Raw genomic sequence first — 24,415 nt, 5'->3', positions numbered from 1 at the left:
GAGTCGTCACGATTAATCCTCACTCGTATCCAGCACCGCCATGAACGCCTCCTGCGGGATGTTCACGGAGCCCACGTTCTTCATCCGCTTCTTGCCTTCCTTCTGCTTCTCGAGCAGCTTGCGCTTACGAGAGACGTCGCCGCCGTAGCACTTGGCGGTGACGTCCTTGCGGAAGGCCTTGATGGTCTCGCGGGCGATGATCTTGCCGCCGATCGCGGCCTGGAGCGGGATCTCGAACTGGTGGCGGGGGATCTGGCCCCGGAGCTTTGAGAGGATCTGGCGGCCGCGCTGCTCGGACTTGTCCTTGTGCGTGATCAGCGCGAGGGCCTGCACCGGGTCGCCGTTGATGAGGATGTCGACCTTGACGAGGCGATCGGGCTCATAGCCGATGATCTCGTAGTCCATGGTGCCGTAGCCGCTGGTGATGCCCTTCAGCTTGTCGTAGAAGTCGTAGATGATCTCAGCGAGCGGGATGTGGAACGACAGCATCTCGCGCGTGTCGGAGACGAAGGTCTGCGACTTGTAGATGCCCCGCCGTTCCATGCAGAGCTTCATGATGTCGCCGATCTTGTCCTTCGGCAGAATCAAATCCACGCGGCAGATCGGCTCCTTGATCTCCTCGATCACGCCCGCATCCGGCAGGTCCGCCGGGTTGTGGATCTCCTGCTCGACCAGCTCGCCGCCCTTGCCCTTCGTGGTGACGAGGTACGACACGGTCGGCGCGGTCTGGACGACCTGCACGCCGCCCTCGCGCTCGAGGCGCTCCTGCACGATGTCCATGTGCAGCAGCCCAAGGAAGCCGCAGCGGAATCCGAAGCCGAGGGCCTCGGAGTGGACGGCCTGGAAGGTGAAGGCCGAGTCGTTGAGGGAGAGTTTCTCGATGGCTTCGCGGAGTTCCTCGAAGGAGTTGCCGCGTTGTTCTTCGTCGGTGGCGGGGTAGAAGTCGCAGAAGACCATCTGGCGCGGCGGCTGGTACCCCTCCAGCGGCTCCGTCGCCGGGTGCAGATCGAGCGTCACGGTGTCGCCGACGCGGACATCGGCGAGCGTGCGGATCGCGGCGACCATGTACCCGGTCTCGCCCGCGCTGAGCGACGGCACACGGTTGGGCTTGGGCGTGTACTTGCCGAGGTCGGTGATCTGGAACGTGCGGCCGAGGCCCATCATGCGGATCTTGTCGCCGACCTTGATGGAGCCGTCGAACATCCGGATATAGACGATGACGCCCCGGTAGTCGTCGTAGACGGCATCGAAGATGAGGCCGCGGGCCTGCTGCATCGTGCTCGGGCGCGGCGCGGGGAGTTTGTCGCAGATCGTGGCGAGGAGTTCGGGCAAACCCTGTCCGGTCTTCGCGGAGACGTAGATGCACTCTTCGGCGGGGAAGCCGAGGACTTGCTCGAGTTCCTGCGCGACCTTGTCCGGTTGCGCCGAGGGGAGGTCGATCTTGTTGATGACGGGGATGATCGTGAGGTTCTCGTTGATCGCAAGGTAGGCGTTGACGACGGTCTGGGCCTGCACGCCCTGCGTCGAGTCAACGACGAGCAGCGCGCCCTCGCACGCCTTGAGGGCGCGAGAGACCTCATAGGTGAAGTCGACGTGGCCGGGCGTATCGATGAAGTTGAGCATGTAGAGCTCGCCGTGCGAGTCAGCTTTGTCGGCGGCGTTCTTGGCCTTGTGGGTGCCGGCCTCATCGACGGGGGCCTCGTAGTCGGTCTCCAGCTCGTCGCTGGTCGCGCCGGGCTTGTGGCGATGCATGACGGTGACGGCGGAGGCCTTGATGGTGATGCCGCGTTCGCGTTCGAGATCCATGGAGTCCAGGAGCTGCTCTCTGGCCTCACGCGCGGAGACGGCGTTTGTCGCCTGGAGGAGGCGGTCGGCGAGCGTGGACTTGCCGTGGTCGATGTGGGCGATGATGGAGAAGTTGCGGATGTTCATGGGTGGCTGAGGAGGGGGTGGTCGGCGATCGGGCGTAAGTATCTGTGGGGTCGCGGCTTGGCTCACGGGATGTGCGCACGGAGAGCGTGCTCCAGCCGCGGGGGTGGGATGGTATGCGGGGGAGCAAGGGAACACGGCTTTGGCGAGTGTTGCTGCCAGAGCCAGAATCGGTCGGCTGAGCCGGACTAGCCGGGAGACTTCTCGGCGATCACATCAAAGACGGGCGGCAGGAGCATGAAGGCGTTGGGGTCGTTCGAGGCCTCGGTCCAGCAGGCGAAGAAGTCGTCCGCGTCGCCCTGGGTGATCTCGTTCATCTGGACGAGGCGCGGGACGAATGACTTCCAGAACGTCGTCGGCCAGTTCCAGATGGTGGAGCCCGGGCGGGCGAGGCGGTTGTGAGAATCGAGGTGGGTGACGGTGAGGCCCGCGCGGGACATGATGCCGGGGAGGTTGCCGACGAGGTCGGGGTTGCCGCCTCGGGCGCGCCAGGAGCGGGCGACGGCGTCGATGATCTTGGAGAACTCGGGACGCTTGGGGGCGAGGGTCATGTGCTCATAGTCGAAGTAGTCCTGCACGACGAAGCGGCCGCCGGGCTTGAGCAGGCGGGCCACGGCTCGGACGACGGCCTCGGGATCTTTCACGAAGCAGAGGACCCAGCGCGCGTAGGCGAGGTCGAAGGAGGCGATGGGGCTGGGCTGGCTTGCTGCCGCGGCGGCGCGGCAGAGGACCTCGTCGATGTGTTGGACATCGCCGACATGCGCGGTGATGGTGGGGACGTGGCGGGCCTGTGCCGCGGCGTTGAGGTGGGCGATGAAGGGCGCGGACTCATCGACGCCGACGACACGCCCGCCCGGCCCGGCGATGTGGGCGAGGTCGAAGGCCGCGTAACCGGGGCCGCAGCCGACATCGAGGATCGACTGGCCGGGCGCGATGCGGGCTTTGGCCCATGCCTCGTGGGCCGCGGCGGACCAGAGCCGGTGCTGGAAACCGAGGCGCCAGAGTTCCGCAGCGTCGGTGCCGAGGATGTATTCGGGTGTGGTCGTGGTAGACATGGAGGAGGAGGGTAGCGGCAAGGAAAGGGCCAAATTGCCAAAGGGCCAAAGAGCCAAAGAAGAGCGGAGGAATAAGGGCTTGTCCGGGGTGATCGGGGCGTCAACGCTTGGACGTGGCGACAACTGGCACGGATGACACGGACGGGGATGGGTTGGCGGCACGGACGCCGATGCGTCTGGTGGCGCGGGCGCTGGGGTCGTTTCATCCACGGACGATGCCGCGGATGGCGCGGGCGAACTACAGGCGAGAGATCGCGGCGACGTCGATGCTTCCGTTCGTGCTCGCGCCGGTTGAGGGCGGGATCGCGGGGGTGCTGGTGCGGACGGGGTTCGAGGGGCTGGTGACCGAGGGGAAGATCTCGGAGGGGATGCTCAACTACATCGTGGCGGTGGTGACTGCGTCGGCGGCGTTCGCGAACATCACAAGTTTCGTGTGGGTGCGGGCGAGCCACGGGCGGGACAAGATCCAGTTTCTCGTCGGCGCGCTGGTGACGATGGCTGTGCTCGTCATCATGATCGGGCTGATGCCGCGGAGCGTGATGGGGTTGTATCTGACGGCGGGGGCGACGGTGCTGGCGCGGGTCTGCTGGGCGGGGTTCCTGACGATGCGCTCGACGGTGTGGGGGAGGAACTATCCGAGGGCCGAGCGCGGGCGATTGACGGGGAAGCTCTCGACGGTGCAGGTCTCGATCGTTGCGCTGCTGGGGCTGGGGCTGGGCGCGATGATGGAGTGGAGCCCGGATGCGCGGCATGTGATGCTGCCGCTCGGCGCGGTGATCGGGTGCGGCGGGATCTATATGTGGTCGCGGGTTCGTGTGCGCGGGCGCGAGGCGTTCAAGCGCGTGGAGCGGATGGACACGGGGAAGGACCGCCCGAGTTTCAACCCGATGAGCATCGTGGAGGTGCTGCGCACGGACCGGAAGTTCGCGTGGTTCATGCTCTGTATGTTCCTCCTGGGGATCGGGAACCTGATGGTGGATGCGCCGCTGGTGATCGCGGTGCGCGAGGAGTTCGGGGGCGGGTACGCTGCGGGGATTCTGGTGATGGCGACCTTGCCCCAGGCGATGATGCCGCTGGCGATCCCGTTTTGGGCGAGATTGCTTGACAAGGGGCATGTGGTGAAGTTCCGCGCGATCCACGCGTGGTTCTTTGTGGCGGCGACGTTGTGTCTGGTGGTCGCGTTCCGGTTTCATTTGTGGCCGCTGGTGATCGTGGGCGTGCTGATCGAGGGGATCGCCTTCGGCGGTGGCGTGCTTGCTTGGAACCTCGGGCATTTGGACTTCGCGCCGGCCCACAAGGTCTCGCAGTACATGGGCGTGCACGTGACGCTGACGGGCGTGCGCGGGATCATCGGGCCGTTCGCCGCGGTGTGGCTGTACGAGACCTTCAAGGGATGGCTCGGTGTAGGCGGCGGTTCGTGGGTATTCGTCGTGTGCCTGGTGTTTGCGATCGCGGGGTCGATCGGATTCGTGCGGCTGGCACGTCTGATGGGTGGGGACACGGTGGTGCGCGAGGGTCCGATCGAGGCGACGCCCCCGAGCAAGGCGAGGGAGTAGGGCCTCGGGGCGATCTGCTGCGAGGATGGAGTGCGTTCGATTACTTCGCGGTGAGCGAGGTTGTGGGCGCGAGGTGGATTGCGCTGACGTAGCGGCCGCCGCCGATGACGTTCTCGTGGTCTCGCCCGATGGTGATGCCCGTGACTTCGAGTTCGAGTGTGACTGCCCTGCCGAGCCGGAGATCGGCAACGGCTTGGGAATCGGCGGGGAGTCGGATCGATGTGTCGACGGTGCGTGCCTTTTTCAGCGTGGACTCGCGGAGCGTTGCGGAACGCTCGCGGGCGCTTGCGAGAGATGCGCGGGCGGAGTCGATGGAGCGTTGGCCCTCGGCGATGATGTTACCGAGCGTCTGCTGGTAGTTTGCATCGGTTTTGGGCTTGAACCGCTTCTGGCAGCCGGGGTGGACCCACATGACGGTGGGCTCGCCGGACTTGTTGCTCTTGATGGTGCGGGTCCACTTTGATTTGAAGTCGCGGACACGTTTGTTAGCGGCGGCTTCGGTGCTGCCGAGTTGACGGGATTTCTCGCGGATCTCGCGTTCGCTCGCTGAGTTGTTGAAGGAGACGTTGCGATTGACAAAGGTCGCCGACAGTGCGTTGAGGGAGCCATCGGGATTCTCGGCGAAGGTGACGCCGCTGAGTTTGAGTCTGATCGGGCTCTGCATCGCGGCGAGGACATCGCTCTCGTGGATGGGTGCGTCGCCGGCGCGTCGGATCGTGCCGTTTGCACGGGTGATGATGGTCTGGAGTGTTTCGACTCGCGGCGCGGCCTTCGGCAGCGGGGACTGGTCGATCGTCTCATCGGGCGCGATGGCAGCGGCCTCGATCTCGACGGGCGGATCGGCGAGCGATGGATTGATCGGGATGAGGATTGCCGCGGCGATCAGGAGATTGAGGCGTGCGGTGTTGAACGATGACTTCATGACCAGCCCTCCCGGGGTTGTTCGTCGAAGCGATCCCGGCAGGATAGGCAGGTTGGCGTGCTCGTTCTACCCGGAATCGGTGGATAGTCTGGCGAGTCTGGGCAGTATTGTGACGCGGCGGAGTGGGGTGGAGGAGGATGCCGCGCGGATGAGGTCTGCGGGACGGATGGATCGGGAAGAGAACGCAGAGGACGCGGAGGGATCAGAGGAACGCGGAGGGGAGGGAGAAGGGTCAGAGGGACGGAGGGGCAAAGGGGCAGGGGGAGAGGAGGAGGTCTCTACGCGGGAGTCCGCATCTTCCTTGAGGGACGATGCGGTGGGGAGGTCATGGAGAGCGCCCGCCGGGTGAACCGGCTGGCTTGGGAGTTGGGAACCGGGCGTAGAGGCGGTCCGCTCACGTGTGTTCGTGGTTCGGGAAGGTGAGCGCGATTCATCGAGCACTGGTTCCGGTTCGCTGTGCTGACCGGGAACCAGTGGCACCCGAACGAAGTGGACGCGCGCGAGGGCGAGGTGAGCGGCGTCGATGGGGACGATGCGTGAGAGTCGGTAGAGGTGGTACGCGGCCTTGCGGGCGCGCTCGGAGGCGCGGATGTAGTCGAGGTCGCTCAGGTGGGTTGTGGGATCGGGCTTGGAGCGCGCGAGGGCGTGGAAGTCGTCGAGGATGCGGACAAGCACGCGCACGGCGGAGGAGAGGTTGAGGGATGAGGCGAGGCGCGTGTGCGTGCTTGCGCCGGTCTCCATCTCGCGGACGCGGGCCTGGATCTCCGGGCGCGCGAGCCAGATCGTGAGCGCGGCGAGGGAGATGTTGAACTGACGCGCGACGGAGTTCAAGGAGGCGTCGGGATCGGCGAGGGCGATGAGGAGTGACTCAGTGACGGAGTGACTGAGTGACGGAGTGGAGGAAGAGGACGCGGAGAGGGAATGGGAAATGGGCGATGGAGAAGAGCAGGCATCACCGCTCTGGAGAACGGCGCCACCGGGAGGGCTGCCCGCAGGGCCGGCGTGATCGGAGCGAGATATCGCGGTGTGAGCGACCATGCGTCGAAGATACGCGGTGCGCGAGCGGATGCAAGGTGGCGCGTGCGCGAAATCGGGCTCTCACTGACAGACGTTTGTCAGTGAGAGGTGCAGATTTTTGGGAATGTGGGAGGGGTGAGGGGTGGAGCGATCAAGGCGGAGGCGTTCCGCCGCGGAGCGGCGAGTTGTGGTAGCCAGGGGTCAGTGAGGGGCGAAGCCCCGAGCGCAACCCCTGGAGAGCGGAGACGACTCACAGTTGTTCGCTCTTCATTGATCGCCCCGGCAGGGGCACGCGGTGAGCGCCTTGGGATCGGGTATGCTGTGGCGCGGGAGGATCTCATGCCGAGCACATGGTCACAGGTTCTGCTGCACATTGTTTTTTCGACCAAGAGCCGCACGCCGTGGATCGGGGCGGAGGGCGCGGATGATCTGTATGGCTTTATCGGCGGGATTGTGCGTGATGAGGGCGGCACGCTGCTCGCGATCGGCGGCATGCCGGATCACATCCACATGTTGGTGCGGTGGGGGACGGAGGAGTCGATCTCTGTTCTGGTTCGCCATGTGAAGACGCGGTCGTCGCGTTGGATGCATGAGTCGCGCGGCGTGAAGCCGTTTGCGTGGCAGGTGGGGTACGGCGTGTTCTCGGTGAGCCAGTCGCAGGCGGGCGTGGTGAAGGCGTACATCAAGAGTCAGGCGGAGCACCATGCGAAGTGGTCATTCCGGGAGGAGCTGGTTGCGCTGCTGAAGGCGCATGGCGTGGAGTTTGAAGAGCAGTATGTTGACTGCGGTTTGAGGGTTCAGCGTGCCCCTGCCGGGGCGAGGAGAAGAAGGAAGAGGGGTGTGTGATGGGTCGCTTTCCAGAGGTTGCGCGGTGCCTTCGGGACTGCGCGGCACCCCTGGCTACCGCAGCACGCTGCTCCGCAGCGGGAGAGCGCCAACTCTACGAAGTCGTGGCAGCGACCGCAGCACAGCCGCTGGCAACCGCGGCACGCTGCTCCGCAGCGGAAGAGCGTCAACTCCGTGGAGTCCCGGCTGGGAACTGCCGCACACTGCTCCGCAGCGGAAGAGCGACAACTCCGTGGAGTTCCGGCTGGGAACTGCCGCACACTGCTCCGCAGCGGAAGAGCGACAACTCCGTGGAGTTCCGGCTGGGAACTGCCGCACACTGCTCCGCAGCGGAAGAGCGACAACTCCGTGGAGTTCCGGCTGGGAACTGCCGCACACTGGCAACCGCGGCACGGCCCGCTGGCAACCGCCGCACACTGCTCCGCAGCGGGAGAGCGACAACTCCGTGGAGTTCCGGCTGGGAACTGCCGCACACTGGCAACCGCGGCACAGCCCGCTGGCAACCGCCGCACGCTGCTTCGCAGCGAAGAGCGACAACTCCATGAAGTCGCGGCAGCGACCGCGGCGCAGCCCGCGGGGCCGTCAAGCGAGGAAGACAGGACGAAGGAAGTGATGGAAAGAGTCGAGCAGGTAGGGTGCCGAACAGCAAACGCCGGCCGCCTGCTCACCCGTTGCTTGCTTTGTGCGGGCCTCGGCACTGCTCAGACGAGTGACTTGCTGAGGATGACACTGCGGTAGTTGGTGTAGGGCCACTGCCAGTGCTGGATGAAGCGGTAGGCGCGGTGGGCGTAGAAGCCGGCGAGTTTGGTGTCGGGCTCGGCGTAGGAGAGCGCGATCTCGGTCTTTGCGAGTTCGACGGCGCGCTGCTCGACGGCGCGGAGGAGCATGCCGCCTATGCCTCGGCCCTGATGGAGGGGATCGACGCCGAAGAGGGAGAAGTGGGCGACTTCGGGGCGGAGGAACCACTCGGGGAAGGCGGCGGATTCTCTCTCCTGGAAGAGGATGGTGCCGACGAGGGGGCCGCCTTCTCCGAGCGTGGCGACGTAGTTCTCGCCGGTGGCGGAGCGGGCGCGGGTGACATCGACGGTCTGGCGTCCTGCCAGCGGCTTGAGCCCCATGGCGACCTGCTCGGCGTAGGCGCGGTGCAGGAGCGAGGTCAGCTCTTCCATGGAATCGGAGGAGCGAACCCGGCGGACGACGATGGGGAGGGCGGGGGCTTCAAGCATCTTTATTCATCACAAGCATAGCTATGCGAGCGTGCGCGGGCCAGTCTATGGCTGGGCCGGGCGGAACGGGGATTGTTGGCGCGCAGTGGGGCCGGGACGAGGGGGCGCGGGTTCCTCGGGGAGAGGCGACGGCAGAGCAGAGAGGCATTCACCACAGAGAACACGGAGGGCACGGAGAAGAGAGTTGGGGCAGATGGGCAGAGGGGGGAAAGAAAGAGGGACGCGCGTCAAGGAGGAGCACGGCGAAGTGCGCGGAGGAAGTGGTCGGAGTGCTTTGTCCCGAGAGGAAGGAGTGGTCCCAGTGTCATTCCGCGTCGGTGCCGATGGATTTCCGCAGGAAATCGACCATGCGTTGCGAGAAGATGAGGCGGTTGGAGAGTTTGGCGAAGCCGTGTCCTTCGTCGGGGAAGTAGATCTGCTCGGGTTCGTAGCCGCGTTGCATGAGTCCGACGGCGAGCTGCATGGCTTCGCCGACGGGGACGCGCGGGTCGTTGAGTCCGTGGGCGATGAGCATGGGGACTCTGATCTTGTCGATGTGGTTGATCGGTGAGACGGACTCGAGGAACTCTGAATCGGAGAGCGGGCCGTACTCGACCTCGCGGAGTTTCTGGCGGTAGCCGCTGGTCTGCTCGAGGAAGGTCTTCATGTTGACGATGCCGACGACGTTGATGCCTGCGCCGAAGAGGGGTTCTTTCTGCTGTCCTCTTTCGACGCGCATGCCGTCTTCGACGAGTGTGGCGACGGACATGAAGCCGCCGTAGGAGCCGCCGTAGGTGGCGATGCGTCCGGGCCTGGCGAGGTTGTTGTCAACGAGCCACTGTGCGGCGTCGACGCCGTCGCTGACGGACATCCATCGGCCTTTGTAATCGTCCATCATGTGGAAGGCGCGTCCGTAGCCGGTGCTGCCTCGGACGTTTGGCTGGATGATGCCGAAGCCCTGAGCGAGGAGGTACTGGTTCTGGGCGCTGAAGACCGGGCGGAACTGGCTTTCTGGGCCGCCGTGGTAGTTGGCGATGAAGGGGATTCGTGTGCCTTCGACGTAGCCGGGCGGGAGGAAGAGGAAGGCGGGGATGTCGAGCCCGTCGACGGCCTTGTAGCGGATGAGTTTCGGGAGGGTGAATCGAGCGAGGTCGATGCCCTGGGTGTCGGCGAGGGTGACCTGGCGGATTTTGTCGGCGGCGCGGCCGATGGGCGGGACGTTCCAGGTGTAAGCGAGCCCGGGGGTGCGGGCGTTGGAGACGGACCAGGTGATGCGGTCGGCCTTGAGTTCGTTGAGGGAGATGACGCCCTCTTCGATGGGTGGGAGCGTGACCTTGTCGTAGCCGGGGAGGCGGTAGAGCTGGAGCGCGCCGTATCCGTCGCGGTTGGTGACGACGGCCAGGAGCGTGCGTTCGGTGTTCATGGAGGCGGAGTCGATCTCGTAGTCGTTGATCTCGGAGATCGGCTTTGAGGTTGCGCCGGTGGCGAGATCTTTCTGGTAGAGCTTGCGCATGCCGTCTTCGATGTCGGCGACGATGAGGACGCTCTTTTCGCCGGGGAGGTAGCCGACGAGGCCCTGCGAGACGGTGGAGCCGTCGGGGCTTGTGAGGCCGAGGTCTTTGAGTGATCCGTCGGAGAGCGTGAGTTCGTAGATGGAGGTGTCGGAGATGGAGCGATACTCGGAGACGAGGGCGCGGGACTTGTCGGCGGTGATGTCGGAAGAGCTCCATGAACCGGGGCGGTTGAGGATGCGGGTGCTCTTGCCTGTGGCGAAGTCGAAGAGGTAGAGGTAGAAGTCGCGGGGGCTTTCGGCGTTGCCGCTGTAGAGGAAGCCGGATGAATCGGCGAGCCACTTGTTCGCGGCGAACTGGACTTTGGGATCGCTGACGATGGGCTTGATGGCGTTGGGATCGCCGGGCGCGGCCTTGGGATCGAGGAGTGAGATCTGGGTGTTCTCGTTGCCGCCCACGGCGTGGAGGAGGAGGATCCTGGATCCGTCGGGGGAGATGGAGTATCCGGAGAGTCCGTCGGCGTAGTTGGTGAGCTTGGTCATTTTGGAGTCGGGACCGGCGGCGTTGCCCTGGACGCGGTAGAGCTGCCAGATGCCATCGGGCCAGTCGCGGACGTAGAGGGTGCCGTCGGGCGCGATCTGGGGTGAGCCGGGGGCGCGGATCTTGAGGAAGCGTTCGAGGGAGATGGAGGCGAGGGGCTCGGTGGTGGAGATCGAGGCGGCGGCGGCCGTGCCGGCGAGCGGCACTGGTGCGCCGGCGTGCTGCGCGAGGGCGAGTGGGGTTGAGAGAGAGAGGGCGAGGAGGACAGCCGCGTGATGGACGGGCGTTGTGCTCGGCATGTGAGGATCTCCTTTGGGGCTTACAGGATACCGGGCTGGGGGCGTTTGGTTCTGGCGGTTTTTGGGGATGAGCCAGTCATCGGCGGGGGTCATCGCCGATCGTGGACACGTTGCCACTGTGCGGGCGTGACGCGGATGACGGAACCGTGGCGGGTGAGGGGTGGGAAGGACATGAGGTTCTGGACATCTTCCCACTTGAAGAGATCGGCGGAGCGGATCGCGCCGTAGCGTCCTTCGCGGTATTCGTCGTAGTAGATGACGAGGTTGCCGTCGATGATCTGTGCGCTTGGGGCTTCGACCCAGTGGATGGTGAGGGAGGCGGAGGGAGTGCCGAAGGGGCCGACTGGTGTGAGCCCTCGGACGGCGCGGATCTGTTTTTTCTCAGGCCATTGGCGCTCGTCTTTGTAGAGCAGGAGCCAGCGTCCGGGGTCGCTGGGTGTGGCGGGTCCGGCGGCGGGGGCGTCGAAGATGCTCTCGGAGTCGGCGGGGCGGGTGAGGCCTTTGGGGATCCAATCTGGCGGGAGTTCGATCCACGCGGGGTCGATGGAGGGGTAGCCGGGATCGAAGAGCGATTGGTAGGGCGAGAGGGTGCGGAAGTCGCGCGTAGTGGAGTAGTACATCCGGTGGTTCCACTCGGCCTGCTTCTCGGTCGCGGGATTGAGGCCCTCGATCGCGCACGACCAGGCGAGGACCCAGTGGGTTGAGGCGGAATCCCAGATGATTTCGGGCGCCCAGCAGTAATCGATGCTGACGGTGTCGGGCATGACCTTGAGTGAGCGGATGTCGGTCCATGTGATGAGATCGGTGGAGCGTGCGTAGCCGATGCTGCGTCGGTCGCCGGTTTCCCAGGTCCAGACACAGTGGAAGACGCCGTCGGGGCCTTGTGCGATGCATGGGTCGCGCATGCCGCTTGAGACGCCGACGCGCGGCACGAAGAGCGGTCGGTCGAGGTTCGCGGGTTGCCAGGTGTATCCATCGCGCGAGGTGGCGAGATAGAGGCCGAACTCGCCCGCTTTGTTGAACTTCGGGTCTCTGAAGTATGCGAGGATGTACCAGTCGGTCTCGCCGGGCGCGGTGGTGCGGGCGGCACGCATGGACTCGGGGAGGCGGCGTTGGATCTTCTGGACCTGGGAATGGCGTTCGTCGGCGTCAAGGGCGGAGCAGCCGACGAGCAAGGAGGGCGCGAGGAGGAGCGAGAGGGCGATGGGTGTGGCGTTGCGCATGGTTGTCCTCCGTCGGTGTGTGGCGTGAGGTGCCCCAGCGAGGCCCTGATGATTGCCGAACCATATGCGAAGTACGGGGCGGCGCGGCCTGGGAGCCGTGTTCCTTCGGGGAGAAGAAACTCTTACACTTGTGACAACTGGAGGGTTCGGCGTTGCACTCTGACGATGAACGGACGAATCCGGGCGGCGCGGGTCCTGATGAGAGGGGTGGAGGCGGCGCGCCTGAGCCGAGCATGATCGGTTCGAGGCATATGGGTGAGACGCCCTCGGGGATCTCACAGCCACGCAGGCCCGCGCCGGAGACGATCGGGCCGTATCGGGTGCGGGGCGTGTTGGGCGAGGGCGGGTTCGGCGTTGTCTATCTTGCGGATCAGGAGAAGCCGGTGCGCCGGCAGGTGGCGATCAAGCTGCTGCGTGCGGGGCGTGAGAACGACCAGGTCATCGCGAGGTTCCAGCGCGAGCGGCAATCGCTGGTGCGGATGGAGCATCCTGGGATTGCGCGTGTGTTCGAGACGGCTGAGCTGCCGGACGGGCGCCCGTACATCGTGATGGAGTTGGTGAGGGGGCTGCCGATCACGACGTTCTGCGATGAGGGGAAGCTGACGCTGCGTGAGCGGCTGGAGCTGGTGGGGCAGGTGTGCCGCGCGGTGCAGCACGCGCACACGAAGGGGATGATCCACCGGGATCTGAAGCCGTCGAACGTGCTTGTGACGGTGTCGGACGGGAAGGCGGTGGTGAAGATCATCGACTTCGGGATTGCCAAGCCGGTGGAGCATCATGAGGGCGAGCAGACGGTGTACACGCAGTTGCACCAGATCGTGGGGACGCCGGGTTACATGTCTCCGGAGCAGGTGCGTGGGCTGCTGGACATTGACACGCGGACGGATGTGTACTCGATCGGCGTGATGCTGTACGAGCTTTTGGCGGGGGCGATGCCGCTCGATCCGGCGTTGTTCAAGTACAAGACGGCTGCGGAGACGGAGCGGATCATCTCGGAATCGGAGCCGGCGCGGCCGTCGATGCGTGTGTCGCGTTCCGGGGTGTTCCGTGATCGTCTGGCGATGGTTCGCGGGACGGACGGGATGGGTCTGGCGCGGGAGTTGAAGGGCGAGTTGGACTGGGTGGTGATGAAGTGCCTGGAGAAGGAGCCGTCGCGTCGTTACCAGTCGCCGGCGGAGCTGGAGCAGGACATTCAGCGGTATCTGTCGGGTGAGGCGGTGGAGGCGGTGCCTCCGACGCTTGGGTACAGGGCCAGAAAGTATGTGAGGCGTCACCGTGCGCTGGTTGTGTCGGCGACGGCGATTGTGCTGGCGTTGGTGGGCGGGCTTGCGAGCGCGGGGTACGGGCTGTATCAGGCGACTTTGGCGAACAATGAGTTGACGAGGACGAACACGAGGTTGAGCGAGGCGATCGAAGAGACGAGGCGCCAGGAGAAGAAGGCGACGCGTGAGGCGGCGCGTTCGGGGGCGTTCTCGAAGTTGTTTGTTGAAGACGTGCTGGGATCAGCGAATGTTCGCAAGTCAGAGGGAAAGGATCTCACTGTCGCGGAGGTGCTGGATGGGCTCGTTCAACAATTGGACCAGATAGAGGATGGTTCGGTTCGGGCGGCCGTCGAGCAGCAGATCGGAGAGATTTATCGCGCGCTCGGGCGTAGCGGCGCGGCGTACGACCATTTCACGAGCGCGATATCGCTGATGCGTGATGATCCGGAAACGCCTCGGACGCGACTGGCCGAAGTATTAGTGAATCTGACCATTGTGTGCCGCTTTCGTCCTGAGGATTCCTTCGGGCTCTCTTACGCGAGCGAGGCATACCAGATCCTGACCCAGGAACTGGGCGCGGATCATCATCGCACGCTGTATGCCGCGCAGCTTCTGTCCGGCGTGCTTGCGCAGAACAAGAGGTCGCCGGAGAGCGTCGCTCTGATCGAGGACGCGGAACGCCGGGCTCAAGAAGCCATGGCCCTGAAACAAGAGACATTGGAACATCTTGTGGTCATGACGACGTATGCAACGCAGGTTCTTGCGCCGCAGGGCCGCAGGCAAGAGCGATATGACCTGATGACTCGGGTGATAGAGTCTGCGGATCGACTTGACATTCCGGAGCTTGATAAGGCGAGGTATCTTGGTTGGTACGGGGAAGCCGCGAGCCAGGTCGGCCGACACGACGAGGCGTTTGCGGCGATTGAAAGAGCGATCGAGATTGAGACACGGATCCGAGGGTCGGATACGGTGGACATCGCGGTGCTGTTCACGGCACTCTCCACGTCGTATCGGAGCATCGGCCGTTTCGTAGAGGCCGAGGATGCGGCGAGGCGAGCTCTTGAGATCTATGAAGATCGAACGGGGCCGAACAGCGAGACGAGTGCGGCGACGCTTTCGATCTTGGCCGCGGCGGTTCGACAGCAGGGTCGGCACGCGGAAGCTCTCGGGTTGCTTGAGCGCGTCATCGCGATTTACGAGGCGCTTCTTGGATCGGAATCGTGGCGCACGTTGAACGTTCATTCGATGCATGCGGAGATTCTTGTTGACCTCAAGCGGTTTGAGGAAGCGGAGATCGAGTTGCTTGAGGCCGAACGGGGCTTGCGTGAGAGCAAGCTCGCGGTGCGGCCCCTTGAGCTGACGCATGGGCGTCTTATCAAGCTCTACGAGGCAACAGGGAACACGGTCGAGCGCGATCGGTGGATCGCGGAGCGTGACAGGCGCCGTTCAGCGTCTGAGAGTCCAAAGGACTAGAATGAGGTTGTTGAGAGCGGCCTTCGGCTGCGGCGTTCGCGTGTCTGGTCCGCTCACATTCGCGGGAGGTCCTTATGAAAGCTGAAAGCACTGTCAAGGCCGTGGAAGTGTCCCAGCCGATTCCTTATACCAATGCCATCGCGCTCAAGCGAACGTTGCGCCGTCTGGTGAAGACGCTGCTGGATATGAACCCAGCGCCGCCGACCGGGACGATGAAGGCGTCGGCCCGCGACTGGCTTGGCGCTTCCAGCGGCAGCATGCCATCGGCTGTCAACACGTGGATGCGCCGGACGTTCACCGAGGACGCGATGGGTTCGCAGGTGGTGACACTGACGCCGACGAACGCGATTGCGTACGCGAACGCGCTGGATGCGATGGTTGACACCTTTGCGCAGGGGTCTCAGCCGAGCGACCCGGTCATGGCCGCGGCGTGGACGTGGGTCGTAGCGGATGCGAGCGATCCCGCGGATCCGGTGCCCTCCGAGGTGCTCGAGTTTGTGGATAGTTCTCTCCCCACAACCGTCTGATTTCGGGCAGAGGAGACGAGCGATTTCACGCCGCGCGACGATCGCTCTCGCGGCGGTGCTGTCCACTGGTTGAGGACTTGGCGCGTTCGGCATCGACCTTGCCGTTCTCGTTCCAGCGTGGTGCGCGGACGTTGGAGGGCGTGAGGGGTGATTCTCGCCAGTCTTCGGCGTTGCGGAGGTTGAGTTCGCTGGGCATGGTCTTGCGGTAGCCGAGGAGGCGGACGACTTCGAGCACGTCGCACCAGGTGGGGAACATGCGGTCGTTGGAGCGCTTGAAGGCCTCGATGGCCATGACGAAGAGGAACTGCTCGCTGGTGAGTTCTCCTTCTTCGGCTGAGCGGGTGAAGTCGGAGAGGCGGCGGCCCGGGCCTCGGCGGCGTTCGAGGCCTGTGGGGGGTGTGTTGGTCTGTGTTGGCGGTGAGTCTTGATCGCCGGGTTCTTCGGCGGCGTTGAGCCGACGGGCTCTTTCGAGAGCGGCGGCGATCTCGCGCCGGTCGAGCCCTGAGCGGCGATCGACCACGGAACCGTAGCCGGGCGTTCCGGGTTGCTGTCCGGTGTGCGGCTCTGGTGGCGTGGACGGATCGGAGTTCTCGGACTTTGCTTGGCGCGTGCGGCTCGGCATGGCGGGTCTTCCTTCTGCCCGCCGGCTCGCGAGAACGAGTCAGACGGACGACTCAGAGGTCGTCGTCATCGTCAAAGTCGGACTCCTCCTCGAACTCCTCCTCGTCTTCTTCGAGGAAATCGTCGTCGTCCTCGAACTCATCAACGTCACCACCCTCATCTTCGTCGTCGGCGAAGGGGTCTTCCTCGTCCTCGTCCTCCTCATCGGCGGCGAGAACGGTCCATGGGGCTGCGGGCGCGGTGAGATCGTTCTTCCAGATCTCGTCGGCGGAGTAGCCGGTGGCGCGGTCGTCAGAGAAAGCAGTCGCGGGCGGCATGAGCAGTGTGTCCAGAGGCATCGCGAGCGTCCTTGTTCGGTTTCCTTCGATGGGGACCAGAGTTCCTTGCCAGCGCGGGCGATTGCGCTGCACTCTCCGAGCGTTCGATTCGGGCAGAGCCCGTAACCCGGACGCTCCCCGTTGCGACGATTCTTATGCCCGAAGGACGCGGCTTGCCAGCCGGTCTCCGGAACGGCGGTACAGTACCCTGATCGCGCAACCTGTCAAACCGGGGGCCGGAGGTTCCGGCGCTTCTCTGTCCGGCGTATCGGGTGTGCCTTGCCGAGAGGTCAGTCTGCGACCAGTGTCCACCGCCGATCCACAACACGCGCAGCCGCCTCGGAACACCCCGAAGGTGGACTTTCTTGGTGGTGTTCTAGCCATTTTGCTGCCCGGGTTTGGTCACTGGATCCGGGGCGAGCGGCGACGGGGGAGGTTGATCTGCGGGGGTGTTCTCGGGCTGTTCGCGATGGGGGTGTTCGTGGGTGGGATCGACGTGGTCGATCGGCGGGAGAGTCCTGTGTGGTTCTTCGCCCAGGCGGGGACGGGGCCGGTCGCGTTTGGCGTGGATTGGATCCACCAGAACGGATTCAAGGGGGTGGATCGAACGACCGGAGTTCGTCGGAGCGCGCTGCCGGATGAACGAGTAGGACCCGGGGGGTGGATTGAGCCGGGGAATGGAGACGGGCGGCCACCGAAGGTGAGAAGTGTCGCGAAGGTGAATGAACTCGGGATGTTGTTCTGTGCCGTGGCGGGGATGCTGAATCTGATCGCGGTGCTGGATGCCCTCTTTCCTTCGGATCGGGGTGTACGCCCGAGTGGGAGTGGTCGCCGCGAGGGTGTGGGAGCAGAGCACGGTGCCGAGCGGGGAGGGGGCGCGTGATGCTGATCGAGCGGGCGATCGCGCTCGCGTATATTCCCTTCGTTGACCCGATCGATGCGCATCGGTGGTGGTTTCTGCTGCTGATTCCGATGGCGTTCGGCGTTTCGGTCGTGTACAAGGCCGTACGCATGCGATCGCTCGATCGGTACTGGCGGCACGTGCTGGGCATGAGCGCGTCGATCGTGCTGGGGATCATCCTGATGGGTGCGGCGATCTATGTGCTGATCGAGTGGGTGGTGCCGCGGATCGCCCCGATGCCGGGGTGATTCGGACGGGTTGGACGTGGAGGGACTAGCATCCGCCGTGATCCTGCTCATCGACAACTACGACAGTTTCACATGGAACCTGGTGCAGCGCCTCGGGGAGCTTGATCCCACGCTGGAGCCGGATCGCGACCTGGTGGTGGTGCGGAACGATCGGATCACGCCGGATGAGGCGGCGGCGTTGGATGGCGGGCGTGGTCCGAGCCATGTGATTATTTCTCCGGGTCCGTGTACGCCGCGTGAGGCGGGCGTTTCGAGCGAGGTGATGAGGCGGTTTGCGGGGCGTGTGCCGGTGTTGGGTGTGTGCCTCGGGCATCAGTGCATGGGTGACATGCACGGGATGACGGTGGCGAGGCACCGGATTCAGATGCACGGGAAGACGAGCCCGATCTGGCACGATGGGAAGGGTGTGTACGAGGGGTTGCCGAATCCGTTTACGGCGACGCGGTATCACTCGCTGGTGATTGTGCCGGAGACGATGCCTCGGGAGCCCTGGCTTGATGAGAACGGCGAGCCGGGCGAAGATGGATGGAAGGTTTCGGCGTGGACGTATGACGGTGAGGAGAGGGCGGAGAATCGGGTGATCATGGGTATTCGGCGGGTGTGGAAGGATGCGGGGAGGCAGAACTGGGAGGGTGTGCAGTACCACCCGGAGAGCTTTCTGACGGATGCGGGGCCGCAGTTGCTGGCGAACTTCCTCAAGATGGGCGATCGCCCGCGGAGGCCGAAATCGCCTACGCTGGTCGCATGATTCACCCTTCTCCGACGACTCCTGTTGCGATCGATACAGCCCGCGGCACGCTGGAGCAGGTCGTTGCTCCGACGGCGACCAAGCCGGGGTACATCGTGGTCTCGTTTCCGAACACGTCGTACCAGACGCACCTGATTCCGACCGGGCCGGTGACGGCGCAGGTCGGGAAGCGGATCGTGGGGGTGGTGCGTGGGAGCACGAGGCGGGTGGATTCGGTCCAGACTGGCGGGCGGTATGTGGAGCCGGTGTTCGGACGGCCGCGCAGGGTGCAGGGGACGGTGGTGGCGACTGACGCGCGAGCGAACACGATCACGGTGAACGCGGGGTTCCCGCTGGTGTGCGAGATCGGTGATCATCGGCAGCGGGCCGAGGACTTTGCGGTGGGTGAGATGGTGACGTTTGATATGCCTGAGCACGCGAGGTTTGAGGAGCGATGAAGTAGGGGCAGAGGCGGCAAAGGGAAGGGGGCATTGGGCATTCGGCATTGGGCATTCGTGAGCGGCGCGAGGCACTGAGGCCGGAGGATGCTCGTGGGGACGGGTGGTGCGGCGAGTAGGGTGGGGTATGCGCGGCTGCTGATGGCGCTGTTCAGCATCGGGTTTCTGGCGGTGTGCCTGGTGTTTGTCGCGCTGTACGCGCGGGGGTGGCGGCTCCGTGAGCGGCTGGGGCTGGATGAGATCGAGCGGATGGTGGTGTGGGACGAGGTTGTGAACTGGGCGGCGCTGGGCGGGATCCCGGTGGTGTCGCTGGGGTTGCTCGCGACGAATGTGCCGGGACTGATTGCCGCGGGGGGATGGTGCTATGGGCTCATCGGACTGGTGAAGCTTGTGACGGGGTACCGGCACGGGCGGAGGTTGAAGAGGGCGATCGGGCGGGTGGACGAGAAGAGCATCAGTTCCGTCGCGAGACGCGACGGGAACTGATGGCACCCTCGAGATGGCAGCCTCGACATGGCATGAGCGCGAAGTCACGCGGTGGTCATGAGATCCGCGGATCGACCCAGCGGTAGAGGACATCGACAGCGAGGTTGAAGAGGATGAGCATCGTCGAGAAGACGACGACGATGCCCATGATGAGGAAGAGGTCCTTGTTCTGGACCGCGCTCACGAAGTGCTGGCCGAGGCCGGGGACGGTGAAGACGCGCTCGACGACGAAGGAGCCGGTCATGGCGAGCGCGGTCGCGGGGCCGAGGTAGGAGAGGACGGGGAGGAAGGCGTTCTTCAGGGCGTGCTTGAGGATGACGGTGCGCTCGGGGAGCCCTTTGGCGCGGGCGGTGCGGATGTAGTCGGAGGAGAGGGCCTCGATCATGCCGACGCGTGAGAGGCGGGCGATGTACGCCGCGAAGGGGAGGGAGAGCGTGATGGCCGGGAGGATGATGTCGCGCGGAGAGCCCCAGGAGGCGACGGGGAAGATGGGGATGAGGACAGAGAAGAGCAGGAGGAGAAGAGTGCCCGCGACGAAGGTGGGTGTGGAGATGCCGATGAGGGCGAGCGTCAGAGTGGCGACATCGGCGGGTGAGTTCGGTCTGATCGCGCCGATGACGCCGGCGGCGAGGCCGATGACGAGAGCGATGAGGATGGCCGCGAGGCCGAGGGTGGCGGAGACGGGGAGTGAGGAGCCGATGATTTCGTTGACGGTGCGGTCGCGGTATTGGAGTGAGGGGCCGAGATCGAAGACGTAGCGATCGGGTGGGGCGAGTCCTGCGGCGATGGCCTCGGCATCGCGGCGTTCGTGCTCGCCTGAGAGGCGGGCGCGGAGCCAGCGGGCACCGGTGGCGCGATCGACGTAGGAGGTGGCGAAGGACCAGAAGGAGTCCATGTTGTACTGGGCCTTCATGGCTTCGGCGATCTCGGGAGGTGGGCGGCGTCCCTCGGGGTTCTCAAGGGGGTTGCCCGGGATGCCCCATGCGAGGGCGAGGGTGATGAGGAAGACGGCGCCGACGATGATCGGGAGTTGGATGAGGCGACGGAGGATCACGCCGGTCATTTGGCGTCTCCGTTGCGACGGGGCGGGGTGGAGCGAGGCGTGTCGGGGCCTTTGCCATCGCCGAGGATGTCGATGAGGTAGACGTTCTGGGTCTGGCGCGGGTGGGCGTTGATGCCGCTGACCTTGTGGGCGTTGAAGAGGAAGATGTTGCAGTAGTGGAAGAGTGGGACGAAGGGGAGTTCGACTTCGACGAGCATGGCTTCGGCTCTCTGGAGGAGATCGAGGCGGGCACGCGGATCCGGCTCGAGGGAGGCACGCCGCAGGAGATCGTCGTAGGCGGGGTTCTGGTAGTTGCGGTCGTTGTTCTCGTCGCCGATGCGGTTGATGTCGAGGAAGGTCGTGGCGTCGCCGTAGTCGCCGTACCAGCCGGCGCGGGCGACCATGTAGTTTTTGTTCTTGAGGTCTTCGCGGAAGATCTTGAGTTCTTTCTGATCGATGTTGACGGGGATGCCGAGGTGGCGTTGCCAATCGGAGGCGATGGACTGGCCGATGAGGTCGTGCCCCCCGTCCTTGTTGAAGAGGATGGAGATGGCCGGCATTTTCGAGGGATCGGGGAACCCGGCTTCTGCGAGGAGGGAGCGGGCCTGAGCGATGAGAGTGTCGCGATCGGCCTGCGTGTGCATGTCGGAGATGCAGGGGAGTCCGGCGGGTGCGGTGTATCCGGCGAGAGAGTCGGGGGGAATGAGCGTGCGTGCGACGGGCTCGCCGACGCGACGGACACCCTCGGCGATGGCACGCTTGTCGATCATCATGGCCAGGGCGCGGCGCACGCGGGCGTCGGCGAGGGGGTTGGGACGGCCGTCGGCCAGGCGCGGGGAGCAGTTGAAGTTGTAGAAATAGGTGCCGAAGACGGGGAGGACGTGGAGGTGGTTGCGCGGATCGTCGGGGAGGCGCCGGGCGATCTCGATCTCGTCGAGGCCCTGTGACTTGAGCGCGTCGTACTCGGCCTGATGCTCGCGGATGAACGCGAGTTTCTGCTGGTACATATCACCCCGGTACGGGGCGACGACGTCAGTCACCCAGTCGGCGGCTCCGGAGCGATAGGCGAGCACCATGGCGTTGGCATCGTCGACGGTTGGGATCGCGATGGTGCGGATGGCGAGCGTGTCATAGAGCCGGTGGAGGGGGTTGGCTCGGAGGCGCATGTCGCGTTTGAAACGCCATGTCTTCAGGAGGAAGGGGCCGTTGGTGACGATGTGGCCTGGCTTGGTCCAGCCGGACTCGATGATCAGACGGCCGGTGATGGGATCGACGCGCTCGTATTGCGAGACGAGCGGCGGGTAGACGGGGAAGAAGGGGGGCATCGCGAGCAGGTCGAGGAAGTAGGGGGCGGGGTGATCGAGCGTGACGATGAGCGTGCGATCGTCGGGGGCGCGGGCGTGGACGAGTTCGTCGAACTTTGCGAGTGTGTCGGCCCAGAGTTCGGATCCGGTGGGACCATCTCCCCGGGCGGCTTGCGCGAGGGCTTCGAGCCGCCAGTTCGTGAAGTCTTCTGCGCCGCGGATGAGTTGGAGTTGGCGGACGTAGTCGCCGCCGGTGTCAGGGAGAAGGAGGCGTCGCCACGCGAAGAGGAAATCTGAGGCGCGGACGGGCTTGCCGTTGGACCATTTGAGGTTGTCGCGGAGATGGAAGGTGTAGACGAGGCCGTCTTCGGTGACGCGCCAGGACTCGGCGGCGGCGGGGATGATCGCGTAGTCGGGATCGAAGACGTCCTGCTGGACGAGCCCTTCGAAGAGCAGTCGTCCGACGCGGAGGTCCTGCATCCAGGACATGCGTTGCAGGTCGAGGGTGTTGACCTCACCCCTGTTGATGAACGTGAAGTCGGCGCGTGGCGTGGGGCGGTCGCCCGCGAGGGAGATCGCCAGCGCAACGATCAGGAGGAGGATGGGTACGAAGGCCCGGAGCATCGTGCTCCAAAGGGTACCGGCGGGCGGCTCTTCTGGTTGGCGATCTGGCGTCGGATCTGGCGGGACCGGCGTTGCCGCAGCGGATTACTTGATGAATCGATCTGCGGGGAATGAGAGCGGCCTCGCGACGAGCGTGTCTCTGATGAATGTCTCGGCCTGCTGGATGAACTGGGCATCGGTCTGGGCGTTGCCATCCTGCAGCACGGAAGAGACAGACGTGGGATCTCGCGAGACGTCGAGAGCGAGCAGCGCGTAGAAGACGTTCGCTTCGCCGGTGGATGCGAGCTGTTCGAGCGCGGAGCGGAGCATGCCGGAGCCGGGCGCGGGCATGTGCCCGGCCTTGAGTCGGGTGCGTACATAGGCGACGAGATCGCCTCCGAAGGCGGCGAGTTCGCGGTTGAGCGATGCGCTGAGCTTCGTGCGCCCGATCAGCCCGTCGCGTGCGGCGACGCCCGCGCGGAGCATGGTGGCGAGGGTTGCCTCGTCGAGCGAATCTGTGGGGAGTGCCTGGATGCGTGCGGACATGGAGCGGGCGATCTGCTGGAACGCGCCCTCGCGGACTTCGGTGTAGTTCGCGATATCGACCTTCGAGGCGTCGACGAGGGCGGTGACCGCGCTGTCAACGACTGTGGGGTCCTTCTCGGAGGTTGCGAGTGAGGCAAGACGGTTGACAAGTCGGACGGCCTCGCCGGAGGGGAGCGCGGGGCTGGAGCTCGCAAGAGCGCGGAAGGTCGTGCCTGCGGCCTGGCATGCCATGAACCGAATGGCGGGGGAGGCGTCGGTGAGCAGGGGCTCGATCGCGGCGGCGGACTGAGCGGTAGCGATCGCGCCGAGGAGGCGGATCGCGTTGAGGCGGGTCAGGTCGGACTGGTCGCGGCCGGCGAGGGTCGAGAGGGTGGGGACGAGTTCGCGGGCGTACTCGAGGCGGAAGGCGACGGAGACGGATGAGGCGGTCTGGGAGTCTTCGAGGGGGCGGAGGAGTTGGTCGCGGCCGCGCCGGGCCTCGGACCATTGTGCGCTCCTCAGAAGGGCGAGCCCCGACTGGGCGTAGCGTGCGGCTTCCTGGCGTTGTGCGTCGTTGAGCGTTGTGGACTGGACGACAGCGGCCGGGAGTTCGTTCTGTGCTCTGGCCCACGGGGAGATGAAGAGCGCGAGCGTGAGAGCCAGCAAGAGGGCCAGCGATCGGGCGCGTGTGTTGGGTGTGAGAATCGCCAAGTGGGTGCTCCGATTCGTCCGGGTCGGACGTGGACCTTCACAGAATGGCCGGATGCGGCTTTGGGGGGACGCGAACCGGGCCTCAACAATAGGACCGGGGCTTGGCTCGAACGGGCCTCAGTAGACCTCTGTAAAGATGCGGCGAGTGGGGCGGACTTGCTTGTGGATCATGCGACGCTCCCACGTGTCGATGGAGGATCGGGCCTCGGGATCGAGCTTGAGGTAGGTGTCGAGGTGCTGGGGCGGGAGGATGCGGGCGAGTTGCTGGAAGATGCCGATTTCCATGCCCGCGAGGCCGCAGATGTAGATCAGGCCTCGGTCTGAGCAGAGCCCGGGCTCGAGGATCTCGCGATGGGTGGAGAGGCGTTGCTGGACGTAAGCGGGGGGAGAGCCGTCGGGCTGACGCTCGCGGCTGAGGGTGGGGATGTAGGTAAAGTTCGGATGTCGTGCGGCGAGGTTGGTCAGGTCGTCGTGGTAGAGGAGGTCGTTGGCATTCGGAACGCCCATCACGAGGGTGACCTTGGAGTGTGCGCCGGATTCGAGCAGATCGATGATCATGCCTCTGAAGGGGGCGATGCCGGTGCCTGTTGCGAAGAAGGTGAAGTCGTGGGAGGAGGGGTCTTTGGGGAGGACGAAGCGCTTGCCGTTCGGCCCGGTGAGCGAGACCTTGTCGCCGATCTGGAGGTCGCAGAGGTAGTTTGAGGCGACACCGAGGAAGAGTCGGTGCGATTCCCAGTGCTCGTCGATGGTGCGTTTGACCGTGGTGGCGATGACGTTGCCTGCGCCATCCTCGCCACGCGAGGGTGAGGCGATGGAGTAGAGCCGGAGCTTGTGGGGGCGTCCTTTCTCGTCGGTTCCGGGCGGGATGATTCCGAAGGACTGTCCGGGGCGGATGACGCCTGCGAGAGAAGTTCCTGAGACGTCGATCGAGATATGGCGAACGAAGGCGTGGGATTTGGGGCGGGTGCAGCGTTGGGAGCCGACGACGGTGCCGACGGCAGGGGAAGCGGGTGTGTGGAGGTGCATGGAGACATCGAGAAGAGGTGGGCCGTCTTCTCTGCGATGCTCTGCGATTGATTCGGGTGCGGTCATCGGGCGAATTGGTAG

22 protein-coding genes are annotated in these 24,415 nt (G+C 64.9%); 9 read left to right on the top strand and 13 right to left on the bottom strand.

Going from position 1 to position 24,415, the window contains the following annotated elements; genetic code table 11:
- Positions 1–12 precede the first annotated feature (12 nt).
- Both lepA and KF838_09935 read right to left on the bottom strand, forming a co-directional pair.
- Positions 13–1,932: a translation elongation factor 4 gene (gene lepA / locus KF838_09940; GenBank protein ID QYK47102.1), complete on the bottom strand. Its 1,920-nt coding sequence runs from the start codon at positions 1,930–1,932 to the stop codon at positions 13–15.
- A gap of 185 nt (positions 1,933–2,117) precedes the next feature.
- The gene (locus tag KF838_09935; GenBank protein QYK47101.1) at positions 2,118–2,984 is read right to left on the bottom strand and encodes a methyltransferase domain-containing protein; all 867 of its coding nucleotides are present in this window, start codon (positions 2,982–2,984) and stop codon (positions 2,118–2,120) included.
- Positions 2,985–3,097: 113 nt separating this feature from the next.
- On the opposite strand from KF838_09935, the gene KF838_09930 reads away from it, so the two are divergent.
- Positions 3,098–4,540, top strand: a complete 1,443-nt coding sequence (locus KF838_09930) for an MFS transporter (GenBank protein ID QYK47100.1) — start codon at positions 3,098–3,100, stop codon at positions 4,538–4,540.
- Between the two features lie 40 nt (positions 4,541–4,580).
- Here KF838_09930 and KF838_09925 read toward each other — a convergent pair whose 3' ends face one another.
- Together KF838_09925 and KF838_09920 are read right to left on the bottom strand one after the other, a co-directional pair.
- A complete protein-coding gene (locus KF838_09925; GenBank protein QYK47099.1) occupies positions 4,581–5,462 on the bottom strand; it encodes a hypothetical protein in 882 nt (293 codons plus the stop codon).
- A gap of 66 nt (positions 5,463–5,528) precedes the next feature.
- Positions 5,529–6,500 (bottom strand): hypothetical protein, encoded by a 972-nt coding sequence (locus tag KF838_09920; protein ID QYK47098.1) that lies wholly within the window; start codon positions 6,498–6,500, stop codon positions 5,529–5,531.
- A gap of 318 nt (positions 6,501–6,818) precedes the next feature.
- Here KF838_09920 and tnpA point away from each other — a divergent pair, with 318 nt between their 5' ends.
- A complete protein-coding gene (gene tnpA, locus KF838_09915) occupies positions 6,819–7,325 on the top strand; it encodes an IS200/IS605 family transposase (protein ID QYK47097.1) in 507 nt (168 codons plus the stop codon).
- Positions 7,326–8,026: 701 nt separating this feature from the next.
- On the opposite strand, the gene KF838_09910 is transcribed toward tnpA, so the two are convergent.
- The 3 genes from KF838_09910 to KF838_09900 all read right to left on the bottom strand — a co-directional run bounded on the left by KF838_09910 (position 8,027) and on the right by KF838_09900 (position 12,103).
- On the bottom strand, positions 8,027–8,551 hold the full coding sequence (locus tag KF838_09910; GenBank protein ID QYK47096.1) for a GNAT family N-acetyltransferase: 525 nt from the start codon (positions 8,549–8,551) through the stop codon (positions 8,027–8,029).
- 304 nt (positions 8,552–8,855) lie between these two features.
- Entirely contained in the window at positions 8,856–10,880 is a 2,025-nt protein-coding gene (locus KF838_09905) for a S9 family peptidase (GenBank protein QYK47095.1), read from the bottom strand.
- Between the two features lie 89 nt (positions 10,881–10,969).
- On the bottom strand, positions 10,970–12,103 hold the full coding sequence (locus KF838_09900) for a glycoside hydrolase family 43 protein (GenBank protein ID QYK47094.1): 1,134 nt from the start codon (positions 12,101–12,103) through the stop codon (positions 10,970–10,972).
- 152 nt (positions 12,104–12,255) lie between these two features.
- Between KF838_09900 and KF838_09895 the strand changes: the two genes are divergently transcribed.
- Positions 12,256–14,838, top strand: a complete 2,583-nt coding sequence (locus KF838_09895; GenBank protein ID QYK47093.1) for a serine/threonine protein kinase — start codon at positions 12,256–12,258, stop codon at positions 14,836–14,838.
- A 74-nt stretch (positions 14,839–14,912) separates the two neighbouring features.
- Entirely contained in the window at positions 14,913–15,365 is a 453-nt protein-coding gene (locus tag KF838_09890; protein ID QYK47092.1) for a hypothetical protein, read from the top strand.
- 25 nt (positions 15,366–15,390) lie between these two features.
- Here the strand turns inward: KF838_09890 and KF838_09885 are convergent, their stop codons facing one another.
- Both KF838_09885 and KF838_09880 read right to left on the bottom strand, forming a co-directional pair.
- Positions 15,391–15,987, bottom strand: a complete 597-nt coding sequence (locus tag KF838_09885; GenBank protein ID QYK47091.1) for a hypothetical protein — start codon at positions 15,985–15,987, stop codon at positions 15,391–15,393.
- A 52-nt stretch (positions 15,988–16,039) separates the two neighbouring features.
- The gene (locus tag KF838_09880) at positions 16,040–16,324 is read right to left on the bottom strand and encodes a hypothetical protein (GenBank protein QYK47090.1); all 285 of its coding nucleotides are present in this window, start codon (positions 16,322–16,324) and stop codon (positions 16,040–16,042) included.
- Positions 16,325–16,784: 460 nt separating this feature from the next.
- Here KF838_09880 and KF838_09875 point away from each other — a divergent pair, with 460 nt between their 5' ends.
- The 5 genes from KF838_09875 (at position 16,785) to KF838_09855 (ending at position 19,123) form a co-directional block, all read left to right on the top strand.
- A complete protein-coding gene (locus KF838_09875) occupies positions 16,785–17,186 on the top strand; it encodes a hypothetical protein (protein QYK47089.1) in 402 nt (133 codons plus the stop codon).
- Entirely contained in the window at positions 17,183–17,452 is a 270-nt protein-coding gene (locus KF838_09870; GenBank protein QYK47088.1) for a hypothetical protein, read from the top strand. Before KF838_09875 ends, KF838_09870 begins: the two co-directional genes overlap by 4 nt.
- Before the next feature lie 37 nt (positions 17,453–17,489).
- Entirely contained in the window at positions 17,490–18,200 is a 711-nt protein-coding gene (locus KF838_09865) for an aminodeoxychorismate/anthranilate synthase component II (protein ID QYK47087.1), read from the top strand.
- A complete protein-coding gene (locus KF838_09860) occupies positions 18,197–18,637 on the top strand; it encodes a hypothetical protein (protein ID QYK47086.1) in 441 nt (146 codons plus the stop codon). The genes KF838_09865 and KF838_09860 overlap by 4 nt, the downstream gene beginning before the upstream one ends.
- An 87-nt stretch (positions 18,638–18,724) precedes the next feature.
- Positions 18,725–19,123: a hypothetical protein gene (locus tag KF838_09855; GenBank protein ID QYK47085.1), complete on the top strand. Its 399-nt coding sequence runs from the start codon at positions 18,725–18,727 to the stop codon at positions 19,121–19,123.
- Between the two features lie 55 nt (positions 19,124–19,178).
- Here KF838_09855 and KF838_09850 read toward each other — a convergent pair whose 3' ends face one another.
- The 4 genes from KF838_09850 to KF838_09835 all read right to left on the bottom strand — a co-directional run bounded on the left by KF838_09850 (position 19,179) and on the right by KF838_09835 (position 24,400).
- Entirely contained in the window at positions 19,179–20,186 is a 1,008-nt protein-coding gene (locus tag KF838_09850; protein ID QYK47084.1) for an ABC transporter permease, read from the bottom strand.
- On the bottom strand, positions 20,183–22,093 hold the full coding sequence (locus tag KF838_09845) for a peptide ABC transporter substrate-binding protein (protein ID QYK47083.1): 1,911 nt from the start codon (positions 22,091–22,093) through the stop codon (positions 20,183–20,185). The genes KF838_09850 and KF838_09845 overlap by 4 nt, the downstream gene beginning before the upstream one ends.
- Before the next feature lie 84 nt (positions 22,094–22,177).
- Positions 22,178–23,308 (bottom strand): HEAT repeat domain-containing protein, encoded by a 1,131-nt coding sequence (locus KF838_09840; GenBank protein ID QYK47082.1) that lies wholly within the window; start codon positions 23,306–23,308, stop codon positions 22,178–22,180.
- A 117-nt stretch (positions 23,309–23,425) separates the two neighbouring features.
- Entirely contained in the window at positions 23,426–24,400 is a 975-nt protein-coding gene (locus tag KF838_09835; GenBank protein QYK47081.1) for a hypothetical protein, read from the bottom strand.
- Between the last annotated feature and the right edge of the window lie 15 nt (positions 24,401–24,415).

It is taken from the genome of Phycisphaeraceae bacterium (genome assembly GCA_019454185.1).
Classification (GTDB): domain Bacteria; phylum Planctomycetota; class Phycisphaerae; order Phycisphaerales; family UBA1924; genus JAHBWV01.
Note: the sequence above shows the minus strand (reverse complement) of the source record. Positions and strands in the feature narration are given on the sequence as shown.

Excerpts from the sequence above, each read along its gene's own strand:
- lepA (QYK47102.1), bottom strand. The coding sequence starts at position 1,932 with ATGAACATCCGCAACTTCTCCATCATCGCCCACATCGACCACGGCAAG.
- KF838_09935 (QYK47101.1), bottom strand. The coding sequence starts at position 2,984 with ATGTCTACCACGACCACACCCGAATACATCCTCGGCACCGACGCTGCG.
- KF838_09925 (QYK47099.1), bottom strand. The coding sequence starts at position 5,462 with ATGAAGTCATCGTTCAACACCGCACGCCTCAATCTCCTGATCGCCGCG.
- KF838_09920 (QYK47098.1), bottom strand. The coding sequence starts at position 6,500 with ATGGTCGCTCACACCGCGATATCTCGCTCCGATCACGCCGGCCCTGCG.
- tnpA (QYK47097.1), top strand. The coding sequence starts at position 6,819 with ATGCCGAGCACATGGTCACAGGTTCTGCTGCACATTGTTTTTTCGACC.
- KF838_09910 (QYK47096.1), bottom strand. The coding sequence starts at position 8,551 with ATGCTTGAAGCCCCCGCCCTCCCCATCGTCGTCCGCCGGGTTCGCTCC.
- KF838_09905 (QYK47095.1), bottom strand. The coding sequence starts at position 10,880 with ATGCCGAGCACAACGCCCGTCCATCACGCGGCTGTCCTCCTCGCCCTC.
- KF838_09900 (QYK47094.1), bottom strand. The coding sequence starts at position 12,103 with ATGCGCAACGCCACACCCATCGCCCTCTCGCTCCTCCTCGCGCCCTCC.
- KF838_09890 (QYK47092.1), top strand. The coding sequence starts at position 14,913 with ATGAAAGCTGAAAGCACTGTCAAGGCCGTGGAAGTGTCCCAGCCGATT.
- KF838_09885 (QYK47091.1), bottom strand. The coding sequence starts at position 15,987 with ATGCCGAGCCGCACGCGCCAAGCAAAGTCCGAGAACTCCGATCCGTCC.
- KF838_09880 (QYK47090.1), bottom strand. The coding sequence starts at position 16,324 with ATGCCTCTGGACACACTGCTCATGCCGCCCGCGACTGCTTTCTCTGAC.
- KF838_09860 (QYK47086.1), top strand. The coding sequence starts at position 18,197 with ATGATTCACCCTTCTCCGACGACTCCTGTTGCGATCGATACAGCCCGC.
- KF838_09855 (QYK47085.1), top strand. The coding sequence starts at position 18,725 with ATGCTCGTGGGGACGGGTGGTGCGGCGAGTAGGGTGGGGTATGCGCGG.
- KF838_09850 (QYK47084.1), bottom strand. The coding sequence starts at position 20,186 with ATGACCGGCGTGATCCTCCGTCGCCTCATCCAACTCCCGATCATCGTC.
- KF838_09845 (QYK47083.1), bottom strand. The coding sequence starts at position 22,093 with ATGCTCCGGGCCTTCGTACCCATCCTCCTCCTGATCGTTGCGCTGGCG.
- KF838_09835 (QYK47081.1), bottom strand. The coding sequence starts at position 24,400 with ATGACCGCACCCGAATCAATCGCAGAGCATCGCAGAGAAGACGGCCCA.